The organism is Methylotuvimicrobium sp. KM2 (assembly GCF_038051925.1).
Taxonomy (GTDB): Bacteria; Pseudomonadota; Gammaproteobacteria; order Methylococcales; family Methylomonadaceae; genus Methylotuvimicrobium.
This window is the reverse complement of record NZ_CP150634.1, coordinates 2,039,393-2,056,859: the sequence shown is the minus strand read 5'-3', so window position 1 is coordinate 2,056,859 and position 17,467 is coordinate 2,039,393. Positions and strand designations below refer to the sequence as shown.

General features: G+C 47.4%; 20 protein-coding genes, 1 pseudogene and 1 riboswitch. Of the genes and pseudogenes, 14 read left to right on the top strand and 7 right to left on the bottom strand.

What is annotated here, in order from left to right:
- Positions 1–13: 13 nt before the first annotated feature.
- The 6 genes from WJM45_RS08725 (at position 14) to cpdA (ending at position 6,882) form a co-directional block, all read left to right on the top strand.
- The gene (locus WJM45_RS08725; protein WP_341328563.1) at positions 14–1,207 is read left to right on the top strand and encodes an acetylornithine transaminase; all 1,194 of its coding nucleotides are present in this window, start codon (positions 14–16) and stop codon (positions 1,205–1,207) included.
- A complete protein-coding gene (gene argF / locus WJM45_RS08720) occupies positions 1,197–2,099 on the top strand; it encodes an ornithine carbamoyltransferase (protein WP_341328562.1) in 903 nt (300 codons plus the stop codon). Before WJM45_RS08725 ends, argF begins: the two co-directional genes overlap by 11 nt.
- Before the next feature lie 54 nt (positions 2,100–2,153).
- On the top strand, positions 2,154–2,810 hold the full coding sequence (locus tag WJM45_RS08715; protein ID WP_341328561.1) for a TIGR04211 family SH3 domain-containing protein: 657 nt from the start codon (positions 2,154–2,156) through the stop codon (positions 2,808–2,810).
- Between the two features lie 194 nt (positions 2,811–3,004).
- Complete coding sequence (ilvD, locus tag WJM45_RS08710; protein ID WP_341328560.1) at positions 3,005–4,702, top strand: dihydroxy-acid dehydratase; 1,698 nt, start codon at positions 3,005–3,007, stop codon at positions 4,700–4,702.
- Positions 4,703–4,733: 31 nt separating this feature from the next.
- Entirely contained in the window at positions 4,734–6,071 is a 1,338-nt protein-coding gene (argA, locus tag WJM45_RS08705; protein WP_341328559.1) for an amino-acid N-acetyltransferase, read from the top strand.
- Positions 6,072–6,081: 10 nt separating this feature from the next.
- Entirely contained in the window at positions 6,082–6,882 is an 801-nt protein-coding gene (gene cpdA, locus WJM45_RS08700; protein ID WP_341328558.1) for a 3',5'-cyclic-AMP phosphodiesterase, read from the top strand.
- A 147-nt stretch (positions 6,883–7,029) separates the two neighbouring features.
- Here the strand turns inward: cpdA and WJM45_RS08695 are convergent, their stop codons facing one another.
- A complete protein-coding gene (locus WJM45_RS08695) occupies positions 7,030–7,566 on the bottom strand; it encodes an RNA pyrophosphohydrolase (RefSeq protein ID WP_341328557.1) in 537 nt (178 codons plus the stop codon).
- 253 nt (positions 7,567–7,819) lie between these two features.
- Between WJM45_RS08695 and WJM45_RS08690 the strand changes: the two genes are divergently transcribed.
- The 7 genes from WJM45_RS08690 (at position 7,820) to WJM45_RS08660 (ending at position 12,547) form a co-directional block, all read left to right on the top strand.
- A complete protein-coding gene (locus WJM45_RS08690) occupies positions 7,820–8,506 on the top strand; it encodes an HAD family hydrolase (protein ID WP_341328556.1) in 687 nt (228 codons plus the stop codon).
- A 241-nt stretch (positions 8,507–8,747) separates the two neighbouring features.
- Positions 8,748–8,921 carry a hypothetical protein gene (locus WJM45_RS08685; RefSeq protein WP_341328555.1) on the top strand — a complete coding sequence of 58 codons (174 nt, stop codon included), beginning with the start codon at positions 8,748–8,750 and terminating at the stop codon, positions 8,919–8,921.
- The gene (locus WJM45_RS08680) at positions 8,918–9,364 is read left to right on the top strand and encodes a gamma-glutamylcyclotransferase family protein (protein WP_341328554.1); all 447 of its coding nucleotides are present in this window, start codon (positions 8,918–8,920) and stop codon (positions 9,362–9,364) included. Before WJM45_RS08685 ends, WJM45_RS08680 begins: the two co-directional genes overlap by 4 nt.
- Before the next feature lie 376 nt (positions 9,365–9,740).
- The gene (lysM, locus tag WJM45_RS08675) at positions 9,741–10,184 is read left to right on the top strand and encodes a peptidoglycan-binding protein LysM (RefSeq protein WP_341328553.1); all 444 of its coding nucleotides are present in this window, start codon (positions 9,741–9,743) and stop codon (positions 10,182–10,184) included.
- Positions 10,185–10,201: 17 nt separating this feature from the next.
- Positions 10,202–10,675, top strand: coding sequence for a YidB family protein (locus WJM45_RS08670; RefSeq protein WP_341328552.1), 474 nt, complete (start codon positions 10,202–10,204; stop codon positions 10,673–10,675).
- Positions 10,641–10,925: a hypothetical protein gene (locus tag WJM45_RS08665; RefSeq protein WP_341328992.1), complete on the top strand. Its 285-nt coding sequence runs from the start codon at positions 10,641–10,643 to the stop codon at positions 10,923–10,925. The genes WJM45_RS08670 and WJM45_RS08665 overlap by 35 nt, the downstream gene beginning before the upstream one ends.
- 661 nt (positions 10,926–11,586) lie before the next feature.
- Positions 11,587–11,665: riboswitch (cyclic di-GMP riboswitch) on the top strand.
- A 222-nt stretch (positions 11,666–11,887) separates the two neighbouring features.
- Complete coding sequence (locus WJM45_RS08660; protein ID WP_341328551.1) at positions 11,888–12,547, top strand: hypothetical protein; 660 nt, start codon at positions 11,888–11,890, stop codon at positions 12,545–12,547.
- 476 nt (positions 12,548–13,023) lie between these two features.
- On the opposite strand, the pseudogene WJM45_RS08655 reads toward WJM45_RS08660, so the two are convergent.
- From WJM45_RS08655 to WJM45_RS08640, 4 genes and pseudogenes are all read right to left on the bottom strand, one after another.
- Positions 13,024–14,091 (bottom strand): annotated as a pseudogene (locus tag WJM45_RS08655) (IS3 family transposase).
- A gap of 59 nt (positions 14,092–14,150) precedes the next feature.
- Entirely contained in the window at positions 14,151–14,474 is a 324-nt protein-coding gene (locus WJM45_RS08650; RefSeq protein WP_341328550.1) for a hypothetical protein, read from the bottom strand.
- A 68-nt stretch (positions 14,475–14,542) separates the two neighbouring features.
- Positions 14,543–14,830 (bottom strand): HigA family addiction module antitoxin, encoded by a 288-nt coding sequence (locus WJM45_RS08645; protein ID WP_341328549.1) that lies wholly within the window; start codon positions 14,828–14,830, stop codon positions 14,543–14,545.
- A gap of 9 nt (positions 14,831–14,839) precedes the next feature.
- A complete protein-coding gene (locus WJM45_RS08640; RefSeq protein ID WP_341328548.1) occupies positions 14,840–15,118 on the bottom strand; it encodes a type II toxin-antitoxin system RelE/ParE family toxin in 279 nt (92 codons plus the stop codon).
- Positions 15,119–15,440: 322 nt separating this feature from the next.
- Here WJM45_RS08640 and WJM45_RS08635 point away from each other — a divergent pair, with 322 nt between their 5' ends.
- Positions 15,441–16,031, top strand: coding sequence for a hypothetical protein (locus WJM45_RS08635; protein WP_341328547.1), 591 nt, complete (start codon positions 15,441–15,443; stop codon positions 16,029–16,031).
- Here the strand turns inward: WJM45_RS08635 and WJM45_RS08630 are convergent.
- Both WJM45_RS08630 and WJM45_RS08625 read right to left on the bottom strand, forming a co-directional pair.
- A complete protein-coding gene (locus WJM45_RS08630) occupies positions 15,976–16,659 on the bottom strand; it encodes a M15 family metallopeptidase (RefSeq protein ID WP_341328546.1) in 684 nt (227 codons plus the stop codon). The genes WJM45_RS08635 and WJM45_RS08630 overlap by 56 nt on opposite strands.
- Before the next feature lie 337 nt (positions 16,660–16,996).
- Positions 16,997–17,434, bottom strand: a complete 438-nt coding sequence (locus WJM45_RS08625; RefSeq protein ID WP_014148258.1) for an Hsp20/alpha crystallin family protein — start codon at positions 17,432–17,434, stop codon at positions 16,997–16,999.
- Between the last annotated feature and the right edge of the window lie 33 nt (positions 17,435–17,467).

The following is a 17,467-nucleotide window of genomic DNA, read 5'->3' as shown; positions in this document are numbered from 1 at the left end:
TAAGGTATATTCAATGACCGGCCACATTATGCCAACTTACGGACGCTTAAGCATTTCCTTGGATAGAGGGGAAGGCGCTTGGCTTTGGGATCAACAAGGCAACTGCTATCTGGACGCTCTCTCCGGCATTGCGGTATGCAACTTGGGCCATGCCCATCCTTCCATACATCAAGCCATCTGTGAGCAAAGTGCGAAGTTGGTTCACACATCCAATTTATACCGCATCGATTTACAAGAACAACTCGCCGATCGGTTAACGGCTCTAAGCGGGATGGAAAATGCCTTCTTCTGCAATTCGGGCGCCGAAGCCAATGAAGCAGCTATTAAAATAGCACGCCGATACGGTCATCAAAAAGGCATAGAAACCCCCGCCATCATCGTGATGGAAAAAAGCTTTCACGGCCGAACCTTGGCGACGCTTAGCGCTACAGGGAACGCCAAAATCCAGCAAGGTTTCGCGCCACTGGTCGAGGGGTTCGTTCGCGTCCCCTATAACGACATTACCGCGATCGAAAACACCTTGCAACAACATAGCAATGTAGTTGCCATTCTTATAGAACCGATTCAAGGCGAAGGCGGGGTTAATATCCCCGCGCCGGATTATCTCAATAACATCCGCACACTATGCGACCGGCACGATTTATTGATGATGCTGGATGAAATTCAGACGGGTATTGGCCGTACCGGCAAGTTTTTAGCCTACCAGCATAACGGCATACTTCCCGATGTTTGCACACTCGCCAAGGCGCTCGCTAACGGCGTTCCGATCGGCGCCTGTTTAGCGAGAGGAAAGGCCGAGCAAATTTTGACACCGGGCACCCACGGTTCGACTTTTGGCGGCAATCCTTTAGCTTGTAGTGCAGCTCTAGCCGTATTGAACGAATTAAATAACGACCATTTGATCGAACAAGCCGAAATCAAAGGACGAACAATCGCGTCCAGACTCAATGAACTATTGATCGGCAACAATATGATCGTAGAAGTTCGTCAAAAAGGCTTAATGATCGGTATCGAACTATCGGTACCTTGCGGCGAGCTCGTCAACAACGCCTTGTCAAAAGGATTGTTGATCAACGTGACTAATGAAAAAACCATAAGGTTATTACCGCCGTTGATCATCGACGCGCAACAAATCGAAAGACTGGTGAAAACACTCACTGCCGTCATCCAAGAATTCACGGAAAAACATCAAGCCAATGAACCCTAGACACTTTATTAGCCTAAATGATCTAACTTCGACCGAGTTTCGAACCTTAATCGATCGGGCAATCGAGCTAAAAAAATATCGTGACCCGAACTATCAACCGTTGAAGGGCAAGGTTCTTGCCATGGTTTTTGAAAAATCCTCGACACGAACTCGTATCTCGTTCGAAACCGGCATGATTCATTTAGGCGGTTCGGCTTTATTTCTATCGCCGCGCGACACACAACTCGGTCGCGGCGAACCTTTGCAAGACAGCGCAAAAGTCATTTCAAGCATGGTCGACGGCATCATGTTGAGAACATTTAAACATGAAACGGTCACCACGATCGCAAGATACTCCAGCGTACCGGTCATCAACGGGCTTACCGATCTTCTACACCCTTGCCAGCTACTTGCCGATATGCAAACTTATTTCGAATATCGCGGCGACATAGAAGGCAAGACCGTTACCTGGATTGGGGACGGCAATAATATGTGTCATTCCTATATCAACGCTGCAAAGTTATTGAATTTTAAATTGCATATTGCCTGCCCGCAGGGCTATGAACCGAACCCGGCAATAGTAGAAGCCGGACGGTCGCACATTGAGTTTTTTAATTCTCCCGAACAAGCGGCAGAAGCTTCGGACTTGATTGTTACCGACGTATGGGCCAGCATGGGCCATGAAGAAGAGCAAAAACAACGCGAAATAGCTTTCAAGGGCTATCAAGTCAGCGAACGAGTCATGAATGCGGCAAACCATGACGCGCTTTTCATGCATTGCCTTCCCGCACATCGAAACGAGGAAGTCGCCGCCGAAGTCATCGACGGCCCTCAAAGCGTTGTCTTCCCCGAAGCGGAAAATCGTCTACACGCACAAAAGGCTTTGCTGGAATTATTAATGAGTGACAAGTAAAATTTGACCTAATCCTAATACAATAATGCAACCCTGCCAGCATCAAGGATACATGTGAAAAAATTAGTATACGCTATCATTCTCTCCGCAATCGTTATCAATGCTGCTCAAGCTAAAACCGTTTATGTCACCGATGACTTAGAATTAACTCTCAGAGTCGCCGAGAACGAACGCAGTAAAATTTTGCGAATGCTTCGCTCCGGCACGCCGTTGACCCTGATCGAAGACCTCAGCTCCGGTTATTCTTATGTTAGAACAAATAAAGGTATCGAAGGCTATATTTTAACTCGTTTTTTAAAAACCTCGCCGCCCGACAGCCATCTACTTGAAAAAGCTAATAAAAAAATTGAACAACTTCAAAATGATAATGCCGGACTGAAATCCGAGTTAACTTCATTGCAAGAGACCGTTAAATCTAGCGAGACATTAATGGCCGAACGCAACCAATTGATGATGGAACTTGCCGAAATAAAACAAATTTCGTCAAGTGCTATCGACATTAAAAACCAACGCGATCAATTCCAAGAACGCGTCGTTTCAGCCGAGCGCGAGTTACAACAGCTTAAACGAGAAAACCAAGCCTTACGCGATAGCGCTCATCAAGACTGGTTTCTCTATGGCGGAATACTCGCATTAGGGGGCGTTTTACTCGGTTTTATATTACCAAAACTAAGCTTAGGACGACGAACCAGCAGCTGGGATACGTTTTAAGAAATGGGGACGAAAGTAAGTGCGCACCCATAACAACTTGAGCAAATGCCCCCCCGGAATAGGACTGGGGCGAGTAACCGCATTCTCGACAAAGCTCATAACTCTCGGAAGTTATTTATCGCGCTATCCTAAGAAACCGCTTCAACTTGATACCCCAGATCTACTATTAACAATTGAAAACATTAGGAATTCAGATGGCAAACTCAGGTGACAAATCCGCAAGACGCTTTTCATCTCAAGTCGTTGATGGCATGGAGCGCGCGCCAAGCCGCGCAATGCTGCATGCCGTTGGCTTTAAAAATGAAGACTTCAAAAAACCGCAAATCGGCGTCGCTTCAACTTGGAGCATGGTAACTCCCTGCAACATGCATATTAATCGACTTGCCGACGATGCAGCTCGAGGCGTCGATAAATCCGGCGGCAAAGCAGTTATTTTCAATACCATCACAATCTCCGACGGTATTTCGATGGGCACCGAAGGCATGAAATACTCGCTGGTTTCCCGTGAAGTCATTGCCGACTCAATTGAAACGGTCGTCGGCTGCCAGGGCTTCGACGGCGTCGTTGCGATCGGCGGCTGCGATAAAAACATGCCCGGCTGCATGATCGCATTATCGCGCCTAAACCGTCCGGCTATCTTCGTTTACGGCGGTACGATTCTGCCGGGATGCCATAAAGATAAAAAACTTGATGTCGTCTCGGTTTTCGAAGCGGTCGGCGCGCGCGCAAACAATAAAATCGATGACGAAGAACTCGCTCAAATCGAAGCAAAAGCGATACCCGGCGCGGGCTCCTGCGGTGGCATGTACACAGCAAACACGATGGCCTCGGCAATCGAAGCGCTGGGCATGAGCTTACCGAACAGCTCGGCGCAAGCCGCGGTTTCCGAAGACAAACGCCTAGACTGCGAACGAGCCGGCGCGGCTGTTCTCGAATTGCTCGCTAAAGACATCAAACCGCGCGACATCATGACCAAGGCTGCATTCGAAAATGCGATCACCGTCGTTATCGCACTCGGCGGCTCGACTAATTCGGTACTACATTTGATTGCGATGGCCAATACAACCGGTGTCGACATCACGCTAGACGATTTCACCCGCATCGGCAAAAACGTTCCGATGCTGGCCGACCTGAAGCCGAGCGGAAAATATCAAATGGCCGAGCTGATTGAAATCGGCGGCATTCAACCATTGATGAAAGCCCTATTGGACCGAGGGTTGCTGCACGGTGACTGTCTGACTGTCACCGGCAAGACTTTGGCCGAGAACCTTGCCGACGTACAACCGTATCCTGAAGGCCAGGACATGATCCATTCCTTCGACAACCCAATTAAAAAAGACAGTCACTTGGTCGTTTTATACGGCAATCTGGCTCCGGAAGGCTCGGTCGCGAAAATTACCGGCAAGGAAGGTTTATTGTTTACCGGCAGAGCAAAAGTATTCGATGCCGAAGAACAGGCATTGCAAAGCATTTTGAACGGCGACATCGTCAAAGGCGACGTCATCGTGATTCGTTACGAAGGCCCGAAAGGCGGCCCCGGCATGCGCGAAATGTTGTCGCCAACTTCGGCTGTCATGGGCAAAGGACTAGGCAAAGACGTCGCATTGATCACCGACGGTCGCTTTTCAGGCGGCACGCACGGCTTCGTGGTCGGACATATTACCCCTGAGGCCTACACCGGCGGCCCGCTAGCCATCGTTCAAAACGGCGATACCATTACGATAGACGCCGAAAACAACGAATTGACGTTACATATCAACGAGCACGAAATGAACCGCCGCATGGAAAAATGGCAACAACCGGCTCCAAAATACACGCGCGGAGTATTGGCGAAATTCGCCAAATTGACCAGTTCGGCTTCAAAAGGCGCCGTCACCGACAATTTAGATTGATCGCGGAAAAAATTGACCGAGTCAGCTTTTTGTGACCGATTCTAATTTACCGGCCTCGTCTCTGAGCCACGATTTTGTCAACTGGTTCAGAGACTCCTCGCCTTATATTCACGCCCACCGGAACCGCACCTTTGTCGTTTCATTCGGCGGCGAGGCAGTCTATGACTCGGGGTTCGCGCATCATGTGCATGATTTTGCGCTGCTCAACAGCCTAGGGATACGACTAGTCCTCGTACATGGCATTCGCCCCCAAATCGATACCTGCCTACGCAAACAAAACATCTCCCCCCGTTTTCACAAGAATCTCCGAGTCACCGACGAATTGGCGCTACAATGCGTAAAAGAAGCTGCCGGTCTCGTCCGAGTAGAAATCGAAGCCCTCTTATCGATGGGACTAGCCAACTCGCCGATGGCCGGCGCCAAAATACGCGTCGTATCGGGTAATTTCGTCATCGCCAAACCGATCGGCGTCATCGACGGCGTCGATTACGGCCATACCGGCGAAGTACGCAGAATCGATAGCCAAGCCATCCATCAACAACTGGACATGAATTCCGTTGTTTTAATCTCGCCGGTCGGTTATTCGCCGAGCGGCGAGGCATTCAATTTGTCGGCAGAAAAAGTAGCCACCGAAATTGCGATCGCCTTAAAAGCGGAAAAACTGCTATTGCTCACCGAACAAAGCCTCAATCATCCTGAGAGCGGCGACAAGATTCAGCAAATGACAACCGTCGAAACCCAACAATTTATTGATCGCTTTCCGGACATAGAACAATCAATTAGCCTGCCTTTACAAGCCGCGATCCATGGCTGCCAATCAGGCGTTGAACGTGTGCATCTTGTTAATCGCCATCAAGACGGCGGGCTCCTTTTGGAATTATTCAGCCGAGACGGCACGGGCACATTAATTAGCTCAACACCCTATGAAGAAATGCGTACAGCAACATTAAACGATATCGGCGGCATCTTAGAACTCATCATACCTTTGGAAGAACAAGGCATCCTAGTTAAACGTTCGCGGGAAAAGCTGGAAATGGAGATCGGAGACTATATTATTATCGAACGGGACGGTCTCATTATCGGCTGCACAGCGCTGCATTCGATCGAAAACGAACACGCCGGCATGATCGCCTGTCTGGCCGTACATCCCGATTACCGAGGCTACGCCAGAGCCGGTCGATTATTGGAGCATTTGCAACGTAAGGCTAAAATGCTAGGCATGCAGCAAATTTTTGCACTCACGACACAAACCAGCCATTGGTTCTTAGAGCGAGGATTTGCACCAACCGCAGTCGAAACGCTGCCCGAACAACTGAAATCGATCTACAATCCACAGCGTAACTCTAAAATATTGTGCAAATCCATCTGAATTAATATCCATGAGCACTCAAGGCGCGTTATCGCTTTTACAATTAACCGACCTGCATATTCTTCCGAGCCCCGGCGAAAAAATGCTAGGAGTCGACACCGAATTTTATTTCGAGGCCGTATTGCAACATGTGCGGCAAACGAACACTCAATACGATTTAGTATTAGTTACCGGCGATTTAACTCAGGACCCCTGTACTGAAGCTTATCAAAGAATTTTCGACCGACTACAAGCATTAGCTGTCGATACGCTATGCCTTCCGGGCAATCACGATGATTATGCTTTAATGCAGCAATGGCTAAACCAAGACAACATCAGCTGTAAGAAACATATCGAATTCGCGCATTGGCAAGTGCTTTGCCTGAATAGCCAGATACCGGGGAAAGCCGAGGGAAGTCTCAGTGAAAACGAATTGAGGTTTATTGAAGACGCGCTAGAAAAAAAACCGAATCTTTTTACGTTGATTGCGGTTCATCACCACTGTGTACCGACCCGAAGCAGCTGGATGGACACGATGATCATCAAAAACAGCGACGAGTTTTTAAGGATTTCGGGCCGCTATCCGCAAATAAGGGGCATCACGACCGGCCATATTCATCAAGAAATGGATATTTACTTAAACTCGCTAAGAATATTAGGGACGCCATCGACTTGCTTCCAATTCAAACCGCTATGCTCGCGATTTACGTTAGACGAGCTAATGCCGGGCTATCGAACCATTGAATTGCATTCGGACGGCCGGATCACCACCCAAGTTCACCGCCTGCCAGGCATCTTGCAAGAAATCGACCGGAGCTGTACGGAATATTAACCCAGCTTTAACAAATGTAGCGCCTACGGTCTATATTACTGAATGATAAAATTAAAAACGCACCAAAAATGGCTTTGAAGTGCCAAAATTTAGCTCTATCGTACTAATCAACAATTTATGTTCGATAAATATTGAAGCTGGGTTAAATTACCGAGATTTCTGTTGCTGCCATTTCTTAGCTAAGAAGCCGTCAGCCTTGACCGGCACCGAATCGGCCAACAAAATCTCGCCTAACTCGGACATTGCTCTTCGATAAACTTTACGTTTGAAATATACAACATCCTTGAGCGGCTCCCAATAATCAACCCAGCGCCAACCGTCGAACTCAGGTTTGGCCCCGCAATCGAAGCGAACGTCAGAATCTTGCGTCAATAAACGAAGAATGAACCAAATTTGTTTTTGTCCTATGCATAACGGCCACGAGTTTTTGCGCATGTAACGTTCCGGCAATTGATAGCGTAACCAATATCGAGTCCTGCCCAATAGCTGAACGTGCTCGGAACGCAAACCCGTCTCCTCCCACAACTCTCGATACATCGCCTGCTCCGGGTCCTCGCCCTCATTGATGCCTCCTTGCGGAAACTGCCATGAATTAGCGCCCGTACGCTTAGCCCAAAACACGCGACCCTCGTCATTGCAAAGGATGATGCCGACATTGGGCCGGTATCCTTTTGAGTCAATCATGTTAAAACCTGTCAATATAAGCCTGATGCCCACGCCTTCTCTACTGAAACGATAAACTGTAAATCGCTAACAAACCCTTTTTTCAACCTTAGTAGGCAAAAACAAAAATTCGGAGCAGAACTACAGCGTCATTTTTCTAAGTGATAGAATGGCCCAGTAAACCAGGGATTTAAAATATTGCGATATTGTTCCACAAAACAATCAACAAGGCTATAGCGCGATGCCCTTTATAATTTTTCAATAGGTTACAGCAGTGAGTTTAGCGATCTTCGATTTAGATAACACCTTAATCGCCGATGACAGCGATTATTTATGGGGGCAATTTTTAGTCGACCGAGGCATTGTCGACAAAGCCCGATATGAAGCGGCCAATGCCAAATTTTATGACGATTACAAACAAGGCTGCCTGGATATCGTGGAATTTCTTAACTTTTCATTAAGACCCTTATCTGAGCACACCCCTAGGCAACTGTTTGCATGGCGTGAACAATTTATCGAAGAAATCATCAAACCGTTAATGCTCAAACCGGCTCAAGCCTTGATCGACAAACACAAAAACAAAGGCGACACCTTAATGGTGATTACCGCAACCAATCGCTTCGTCACAGAACCGATCGTCAAGCTTTACGGTATCGAACACTTGTTGGCGACGACCCCGGAATTCATCGACGGCAGATATACCGGCAATTTCAGCGGCACGCCTTGCTTCCAAGCCGGCAAGGTCGCTTTACTGGAAGACTGGCTGACATCCTCGGAAGAAACACTTGCAAACAGTTGGTTTTACAGCGATTCGCACAACGACCTGCCTTTGCTGAATCGAGTGCAAAACCCGGTTGCGGTCGATCCCGACGAAAAACTCAAAGCCCATGCGGAGCAATCGAATTGGCCTATTATTAGCTTGCGCAACGATCACTGCCCTACTCACCATTTTCAAAAGTAGGCCTTCGTTTTTGCACCCTTAGCACTTCGAATTTCGTTACTACCTAAGGAAGTGACGGTGTGTTAGGTCAATTTTTACTACTCGGCAATTGCTCCTGCATCGCTGCCATAAAGTTAAGGATTTCGTGATAAATAACGTCCTGTAACTATGCACTTTGTTAAGGGTTCGGTAACTCGCTTGGCAGGCCACCCTAGTGCCGAATTTTTTGACCTACGATGAACATAAACCATCACACAATTCGATGAATATTTTCATACGATTGAAATACGGATTGTTAATGATTTTCTTGGCAATCCTTGAAATCGGTCCGATACCGATTGCCGCAGTCATCGGCTTATTTGTCGTAATCTTTTTGCCTCGCTGGTTTAAGGACGCCGTCGACAAAATGTACCATTCGAACGACAACAAAAAATGAAACGACTAAAAAAACGCCAAACAGACTATCTATTCGTGTACGGAACCTTGCGAAAAAATCACGGACACCCCATGTCGCGTTGGCTAAATCAACGCGCCGACTGGATTGGCCCTGGATATTTTCAGGGAAAATTATTTAATCTTGGGGAATATCCGGGCGTCGTAAAATCCAACAAAGCCGGTGACCAAGTGCTCGGCGATATCTACCGAATCGGCCGCCCAAAAATGATCCTAGCCACACTCGACCGCTACGAGCAATGCGCCATTGGCGACCCTCGACCCCACGAATATGCGAGGTCCATCGAACCGGTCATGCTCGACCCAGTTCAAACACTGAACGCTTGGGTTTATCTCTATAACCGCCCGATCGAGGGTCTCGTGTGTATTACTTCCGGCGATTATCTTGCAGCAAGCGCCAAACAGAGTATTGGACAAATCCGATAGCGTGGCTAATCTTGGCGTTATGATTCGAATTGTATACCCGTCGTAGATCAAAATTCGGTGCCTGGGTGTCCGCTAAAGGACGCCGTGAATACGTCCATGTAGGCTCTATGCCAGCTCCATGCTGGCAAAGCCTTTATCGGACACCCAGGCACCTCCTCTGGCAATGCCGAAATTTGAAGTGCGAAAGGTATATCTCCCCTGTCGGCATGCAATACCACAAGTCACTTTCCTTGGACGGTTAGATCAACAAGGTCCAAATGTCAAATGCAAAGCCTGCCCTAATTTTTTGTACGCCCGAAATCAGTTGACCGCGATCAAGGCGGGGTGTATGTTCCGAAAGCAAACTAAATTTCCACAACAAAAAAGAGGATAGATCATGGGTTTATTCAACTTTGCGATGAATATGGGCAAAAAACTGTTCGGCTCCGAAACCGAGGCGCCTGCCGCGATACAAAAGCTAATCGAAGAAGATAATCCGGGCGTCGAAAATTTGCAGATACAAGTCAAAGATGGCCGCGCCATTCTGAGCGGCAAGGCAAGCTCGGCCGAAGCATTGGAAAAAGCCGTTTTGATCGCTGGGAATGTGCAAGGCATCGAAGCCATTGATGCCGCAGGAGTGACGATCGCGGATGGCAGCACGGTCGCCGGAGACGATCAGTTTTACACGATCGAAAAAGGCGATACGCTTTGGAAAATCGCCGAGACAGCCTACGGCAACGGCTCGAAATATCAAAAAATATTCGAGGCCAACCGAGAAGTCATCAAAGACCCGGATAAAATCTATCCCGGCCAGAAAATCCGAATCCCCAAAAACCTTTGACCCGAGGCGGCACAGTCATGGATATCAATTCCCTACTTCAAAGAAGTGCACAATTATTCAAGGAGCAATTGGACACGGATCGTGACGGAAAAGTAGAAACCTCCGAAATCGTCGGAGCGTTGGCCAAATTGTTCGGTAACACTCAAGGTCAACTGAATCTGGCTTCTATTATTTCCAGCATGCAGAACGGTGGCAGCCAAGATTTAATGCAGCTCGCGTCCTCGTGGCTAGGCAAAGGCCAGAATGCTCCGGTTTCCGGAAACCAGTTGGAACAAATATTCGGTCACGACAAAATTGCCGCATTCGCCAAACAACTGGGCATCAGCGAATCTTCGGCGTTGAACGGACTCCAAGAAGCAGTGCCTAACGTCATTGACAAGGCTTCTCCAAACGGAACGCTCGCCGATCTTGGAGAACAGTTGCTGAATAGCGTCGGCGGCGTCTCAGGCGCCATCAATGCATTCGGCAAAATGTTCGGCCGAAAACCCTGACGTTTCGGATTGTTCGAAACGATTCAAATCATTAATCCTATTCTTTGGAGCGACGGCCATAACTGAAGACGAACTGTTGAATAAAATCCAATCTACTATCGACGAACAACAAAGCAAACTGACCGAATTGAAAAACAAAGTCAAAGAAGAATCGCAAAAAGCAATCGACGATTTAGAACCCAAAATTCGAGCGGGCCAAAGCAAAAACCCACGAAATCGCCGAAAACGCCGACGACAACTAGTGGTATAGGCTCGCCGTTATACACAAGTATCGGTAAACTTGCTAAACAGAGGTCATCGTACACCTGGAAACTGTGCAGTTTGATAAACCTGCGGATATTGAACATCAGTAGCTTCGAAATCGCGACGAAGGCGTCGCTCCCACAAGGAGGCCGGATGCTCTGTGGGAGCGATCCCCAGATCGTTCCTCACCTAACGCTAGGTGAGGGAAAGTCGGGAACGTCGGGCGACAAAAAATGGTATCGAGGCCTCATTACTCCCTTTATACTCAAAAATTAGCTAACTTTGTGAAGGTATGGGGTGTGGCTAGCGAGGATGTCGGCAGCAGGGATCGCTGCCGTCAAGCCCCCATGGACGGGTTCACGGCGGTCCTCGATAGACATATCCCATGCCTTTTTATTCTTAGACGGTTTTTCAATCAAAAGGGAGTAGCTAAGATTGCAAATCAGTAATTTTTTTCTGGTTCCCACGGTCCTCAGTGGAAACCCATACCTTGTCAGCCGAGGCAAGATCGGTATGCATTCCCACGCTGGAGCGGTGGGAACGAGAAAAACGGTAATTTTCGACTTATGTATAACGATGAGGGGTATAGGGGGTGACAACAAAACCTGAGGTGTTATTCATTCTTTATAAAAATCCTCAGTTGAAACTTATTAAATTTTATGATCGAATTCGGTGAAAGCCAAACCTATCGTAAGGTAGGGACAGAAAGTCGCGGGTCCTTTGATCCAGGAAAGCCGGACTGCCGAAAGTGACCGTCGCTATGGTCATGTAGGTGGTTCGGCTTTTTATTTGTTTTAAAGAATTCCGTTTGAGGCTCTATGCGAGCGTAATCGTTTAGTCTCGCGCTTTGTACAGTTTTTTTTGGGGTGCGCCTATGGTAAATCAATTACTTTCAAACAAGTACTTAATCCTCATCATATGAAAAACGGGAAAGTGCTAAAGGGTTACTTAAAGCAAAGGTAGCGTGCTATGAGTCAAAATATTGAATATATAGTAAAAATAGCAATAGTTTTTGGATTGGTTTTATTATTTAACTCTCAACAGGTAAATGCAAACGAAGCCAATTATTTTGATGTTAAACTTTCATTAAAATTAGCAATTGAAGACCAGTTAAATATTTCAAACACCAAAATTTCCAAATTAACGCAATCGCAGAAAGCGATTGTCAATCTGGTTCAAAATTTTCCGCCAAATAGGCGTGTTTCCAAAGACACTATTTTGGCTTTACGAATGGATGACTGCTCTACCGGAGAAGGGCGGCTTGTCGTTTATGATAAACAAGAAAAAAAAGAAGTTAAAGACGTAACAGACCCTTTCATTCTTTTTGATAGTTCTTTAGAACGTATCAGAAATGGTTTACTTACTGAAGTTTGGTTTTCCTCGGAACTAAAATTCCAGGACAGTGAGACGTCAGACTTCGCAGTAAATTTTGGTGCTCTAGCGATAGTCGGTAGAGCGAATTTTTTGAATGGTAATAGTTGTCCTTCGAAACTTAACGCATCAATATTAGGGTTAGGTTTCTTAAATATTAAGTTTCAAGATGACGTTGGTGAAGGACCGGTAACCGAAAATCTGGATGTGTTTGTACTTGGGGGTAGTAAAATTTCAGCTAAGTTTCTATCACCATAGTATTCGGTCATTTTTGTATTGTCGGGTAAGATTTTTTAAATTTTACCCGAGCATCTTCATTGGTAAGTCGCCATTCCATAGACTGAGTGATAGGATCTCTTTTTTTCGGCTCTTCCGTATTTCCCGTGGTTCTCCCCAATATCTAGTGTTCAGGAAAGAAGGTCCGGCGCCCCTGAACATCCAGCCAAATATGCTGGAACAATCGGCCCAGGCTATAGTAAAGTGGACCCCAACGTCAATACAGAAAATGGTCTAATTTAAGGTGGAACCTGCTCTTTAAAAAATAAATCTTTTATAATTATTGCGCCGCAGGCGTTTTCATCACCCTCTTTCGGTTCATGGCGGGCCTGTGGGCAAAGGGTGAATGAGTGTGGGTAAGCTCGTGGGAAACTGCTTCAGCAGTTTTCCATCAGCTTATCCACACGGTCCGAAGGACATTCACGCTTTGTCCACAGGCCCGCCACGCGCCATGCCTATTAGCCGCCATGGACTTCATGCGGTGTCGCGTAATTCAGGCTTTGATGTGGCCTCGTTTCGTTGTAAAACTGAAAATACTCGGCCAGTCCGGTTTTGGCTTCGGTCATCGTTTCATAGCCTTTGACATAGATATTTTCATACTTGACGCTCCGCCATAAGCGTTCTACAAAGACATTATCCAACGCCCGTCCATGCTGATCCGTATCCCGGCCTCCGTCAAGCGCCCGGTAAATTCCCGGCTGGTAAACTGGCTGCCTTGGTCGCTATTGAAAATATCCGGCTGCCCGTGTCGTAACGCGGCTTCCAGGCAATCCAGACAAAACCCGATATCGATCGTGTTGGATAAGTACCAGGCCAAGACTTTGCGGCTATACCAATCGATCACGGCCACCAGGTAGGCAAATCCCTGAGCGAGCCGTACATAAGTAATATCGGTACTCCAGACCTGATTGGGCCGTTCGATCGCCAAGTCGTTTAACAAATACGGATAGACTCGGTGTTCCGGGTGACTTTGGCTGGTATTGGGCTTGGGATAGATCGCTTCCAAGCCCATCTTCGCCATCAGACCCCGGATGCGCTTACGATTGACCCGATAGCCTAACCGTTTCAGCGCCGCCGACTCCCGTAAAAGGGATAGTCGGTATAAAGCGCGTCGATCCGATGCATCAGGTCGATCGTAAGCGCGTCTTCCGGTACGCTTCGGTAGTAGTAGCTTCCCCGCGACACGCCGGTTAATACACACTGACGACTCAACGAGAGCTCCGGAGCCGGTTCCAGCCACTGGCGCCGTTCGCTTACAGGGACAGCCCGGACTTTTTTTTAAGCCAGTCCAACTCGACTTTCAACCGCCCGATTTGGCTATACAGCGCTTCCTGGTCGGCTTCATGCTGCCGGCTCTTTCGGCCCCGTTTTACGGAAAAACACTCGACCAGTCCGGCTTGCGCTTCTTTTTTCCAGTTCGAGACCTGATTTGGATGCACCTGGTGCGCGCCGGCGATCTCGTTGATGGTTTTGGCTTCTAGCGCCACTTTGGCTTTAAATTCGGCACTGTGTTTCTTTCTCTGCATGGTTTTTCCTCTACACTTTCTCGGGTTTATATATGCAGATTACCACCTTAATTAACTGTTCAGTTTTTGGGGTCCATTATACTTTTTTGGTTAGGGCTATCATGCGTCACTGGTATGAAAATATGTTGACTGGGTTTTACATAATCCCCAGTTCCAAAAGTGTAAAGATCAATGCATTGAGGACTGTTATTACAACGAAGAGTCTCTCTTCGTATCTGTTCTAATTGTTCTGATGGAACATTATTAATTTGCTCAACACACTGAATATCACCACGGCATTCTTTAGAGAGTTCTTTCCTAATATTTTTAGAAGAGTATAAACTCCAAATTGCAAGAACAATAATTAACAAAAGTAAAAATAATGTTATGTGCCAATTTTTCATTCTTCTCCTTTAGAACCTAACGCCGCGCTCACCGGCTTGTCCGGTGCAGCGTTTGGTTGTGTGATGATTCAAGCAGCCACAAGCTTTTTAACGTGTAATTCATTGCGGTGCTGCTCAGCATGCCACAAATCGTATTGGGTCTGTTGCATAAGCCAACTCTCTGATGATGTATTAAATGCTATGGATAATCGAATTGCCATTTCAGGGCTGATGCCTGCACGGCCATTGAGAACAGCACTCAGGGTTTTCCGGCTAACGCCAAGGGCCTTAGAAGCCTCAGTAACAGAAAGGCCAAGCGGATCAAGGCAAAGCTCTTTGATAATTTCGCCAGGATGCGGCGGATTGTGCATTAACATGGTGACACCTCAATGATAGTCTTCGTAATTCACTACCTCTGCATCCTCACCTTCAAAACGAAAAGTGACACGCCAATTGCCGCTCACCGTGACTGACCATGTACCGGAGCGGTTACCTGTCAATTCATGCAGTCGAAGCCCTGGTAAATTCATGTCTTTAGGAGCTATAGAGACGTTGAGTCTGCCGAGAATTAGGCGAAGCTTACTCGCATGGGCTGCCTGTATACCAGCAGTGCTGCCGGATTTGAAAAATTTGGCTAAGCCTTTGTGCTTGAAGCTTCGAATCATAGCGCCAGAGCGTAACCTGCTACGTATCAGGTGTCAAGCAGCATAATCGCGGCGCTCACCAGCGGAGCGGGCGGCAAGCTGTATGCTTGACGACCGGTCCGTCTGGTGAAGCGCCTTGTTCCGGCGCAAGGCGACGGGACAAGGCCGAACTAAGTGAGCGCCGCGATTCCCGGCGGCGAAGCCGCCGGGAACAAGTTATTATCTAGATCCGCATATCTTATACACTAGAATGCATTTTTGAGTCAAATATTACTGAATTCCTTGTAATTCCAAACGAGATAACATACATTTTATGCATGATAACTGAATCTGGATAACTACGATGCTCAGTCTTCCCGATACTTTGTCTCGTCAGTTCAATGCGCTATTGGATCAGAAACAGTACCCTGAAAATCTCAAACACTGTTATCGAAAATGGTTTCGTTTCTATTGGGATTTTTGTCACAAATATCATCACGATCCTTTTCATCGCTCCAGCTTGCCGTTGTTTCTCGACAAACTCGACCAAAAAGGCCAATCGGCTCAACAACGAGAGCAAGCTCGCCAGGCCATTGTGTTGTTTTACCAAGTAAAAGCAAACGCCAATGCCGAAGACGCCGAACTGCCAAGCAATGCAGGCCAAACCTTGCCGATACAGGCTCCGCCAATGCCGGACGTTTCACTTGAAAAGAGCTCGCCCGAACCGAATCACTCGCATCATCGATCACCGCCTCATGAACACTCGCGGCATTCTGCCGCCTCCGATAATACCCACCAAAATAATACGGTTGCTGAAAAACAAACCGGATGCAGTTGGGTTTTTGTCTTTGACGAACTGACTCGTGAAATCCAATTACGCCAGCAAAGCCCACACTACCTTATTGCACTGGAAAATCGAAATATGTGTCGGGATAAGGCTCGTTCGCCAAGGTAAAATGCCACCATTCCTGAGGGTAATGAACGAATCCCTGTTTTTCCATAACCGTTTGCAATAGCATCCGGTGCGCTCGTTGCGTAGCCGTAGGCGTCTTAGCATAAGACCAGGACTCCGGACCGAAATAATCAAAAAAGCCGCCCATATCCAGTTCTTCGCCATTGTTTAAATCAACCAGTGCTACATCAACCGTGCTGCCTCGACTATGCGAAGACCGCGCGGCAATGTAACCTTCTTCAATCAGGCTTGGCTTGTCCAGATGGGGATAATAAACGTCTTTCATAAGCACATCATTCGCATCTTGCGACCAACGCACAAAATGCCGCACGGCGCGCTGAGGCCGATAAGCGTCAAAAATTTTCAAGCCTAGATTAAATTTTGCCAACTCATTTTGCGCCGCCATCAACGCTTCAGCTGCTGCCTGAGTCAATAATGCGCATGACCGGTAATATCCATCGATAGGCCTGCCGATAAAGTTATCAGCGCTCGCATAACGAATATCTAAACGGATAGACGGAATAAGCGTATCGACATAAACGAAGTCTTCTTGTGCTTGCGCATAAGCAGGATTAAATGTTTTCAGCGATAACAGCGCGAGCATTAATACTCCTGTTTTTCGAATATTCATAAAGTATCGTTTCTACTTTAAAAAATGAATTCAGCAGGCAAATGATGGACAGTTACTTAGCCAACGCAACTTCGATACCGTTTGTTGTTACCTTGCCCCCTCGACTTCGAGATCGCGATCTGGGGATCGCTCCCACAAAACGCCCGTAGGTCTCTGTCGGAACAATATCATCGTCGCGACTTTCGGAGCCTTCGATAGGCGATGTTCCGCGACCCATCAACCTGAATTCGGCAGTTTTACCATGAAGCGCAATGAGAGGGAATGATGAAGCCTTATGTTTTTCGCGCTCGTTCCTAGCCAAAAAAAAAACGGAGCCCGAAGGCTCCGTTTTCTTGACTCATTCTTCCGAGGTCACATTGATTTTTTTCGGCTGTACCGCTTCTTGTTTCGGAATCGTGATTTCCAAAACGCCGTGTTTCGATTTCGCCGAAATCGCATCGGCATTAGCGGTATCGGGCAAGCTGAAGCGGCGGTAGAAGGAACCGTAAGTTCTCTCGACTCGCTTATAACCTTCTTTTTCGGTTTTCGCTTCGGTCTTCTTTTCACCTTTGATCGTCAGGATGCCGTTTTCCATACTGACTTCGATATCTTCAGGCTTGACGCCCGGAATATCGGCATGCAACACGAATTTATCGGTTTCTTCCTTGATGTCGACGGCAGGGGCCCATTCGGCGGTCGAGATCGACCCTTCGCCGGTGCCGCCTTCGCTCGCGCGCTCCAATTCTCTTTGCAGTTGACTCAATATGCCCCAAGGTTCGTAACGTGTGATAGCCATAAAAACCTCCGAAATGATTATTATCGATCGAAT

Excerpts from the sequence above, each read along its gene's own strand:
- WJM45_RS08725 (WP_341328563.1), top strand. The coding sequence starts at position 14 with ATGACCGGCCACATTATGCCAACTTACGGACGCTTAAGCATTTCCTTG.
- argF (WP_341328562.1), top strand. The coding sequence starts at position 1,197 with ATGAACCCTAGACACTTTATTAGCCTAAATGATCTAACTTCGACCGAG.
- ilvD (WP_341328560.1), top strand. The coding sequence starts at position 3,005 with ATGGCAAACTCAGGTGACAAATCCGCAAGACGCTTTTCATCTCAAGTC.
- cpdA (WP_341328558.1), top strand. The coding sequence starts at position 6,082 with ATGAGCACTCAAGGCGCGTTATCGCTTTTACAATTAACCGACCTGCAT.
- WJM45_RS08695 (WP_341328557.1), bottom strand. The coding sequence starts at position 7,566 with ATGATTGACTCAAAAGGATACCGGCCCAATGTCGGCATCATCCTTTGC.
- WJM45_RS08685 (WP_341328555.1), top strand. The coding sequence starts at position 8,748 with ATGAATATTTTCATACGATTGAAATACGGATTGTTAATGATTTTCTTG.
- WJM45_RS08680 (WP_341328554.1), top strand. The coding sequence starts at position 8,918 with ATGAAACGACTAAAAAAACGCCAAACAGACTATCTATTCGTGTACGGA.
- lysM (WP_341328553.1), top strand. The coding sequence starts at position 9,741 with ATGGGTTTATTCAACTTTGCGATGAATATGGGCAAAAAACTGTTCGGC.
- WJM45_RS08670 (WP_341328552.1), top strand. The coding sequence starts at position 10,202 with ATGGATATCAATTCCCTACTTCAAAGAAGTGCACAATTATTCAAGGAG.
- WJM45_RS08665 (WP_341328992.1), top strand. The coding sequence starts at position 10,641 with ATGCATTCGGCAAAATGTTCGGCCGAAAACCCTGACGTTTCGGATTGT.
- WJM45_RS08660 (WP_341328551.1), top strand. The coding sequence starts at position 11,888 with ATGAGTCAAAATATTGAATATATAGTAAAAATAGCAATAGTTTTTGGA.
- WJM45_RS08650 (WP_341328550.1), bottom strand. The coding sequence starts at position 14,474 with ATGAAAAATTGGCACATAACATTATTTTTACTTTTGTTAATTATTGTT.
- WJM45_RS08645 (WP_341328549.1), bottom strand. The coding sequence starts at position 14,830 with ATGTTAATGCACAATCCGCCGCATCCTGGCGAAATTATCAAAGAGCTT.
- WJM45_RS08640 (WP_341328548.1), bottom strand. The coding sequence starts at position 15,118 with ATGATTCGAAGCTTCAAGCACAAAGGCTTAGCCAAATTTTTCAAATCC.
- WJM45_RS08635 (WP_341328547.1), top strand. The coding sequence starts at position 15,441 with ATGCTCAGTCTTCCCGATACTTTGTCTCGTCAGTTCAATGCGCTATTG.
- WJM45_RS08630 (WP_341328546.1), bottom strand. The coding sequence starts at position 16,659 with ATGAATATTCGAAAAACAGGAGTATTAATGCTCGCGCTGTTATCGCTG.
- WJM45_RS08625 (WP_014148258.1), bottom strand. The coding sequence starts at position 17,434 with ATGGCTATCACACGTTACGAACCTTGGGGCATATTGAGTCAACTGCAA.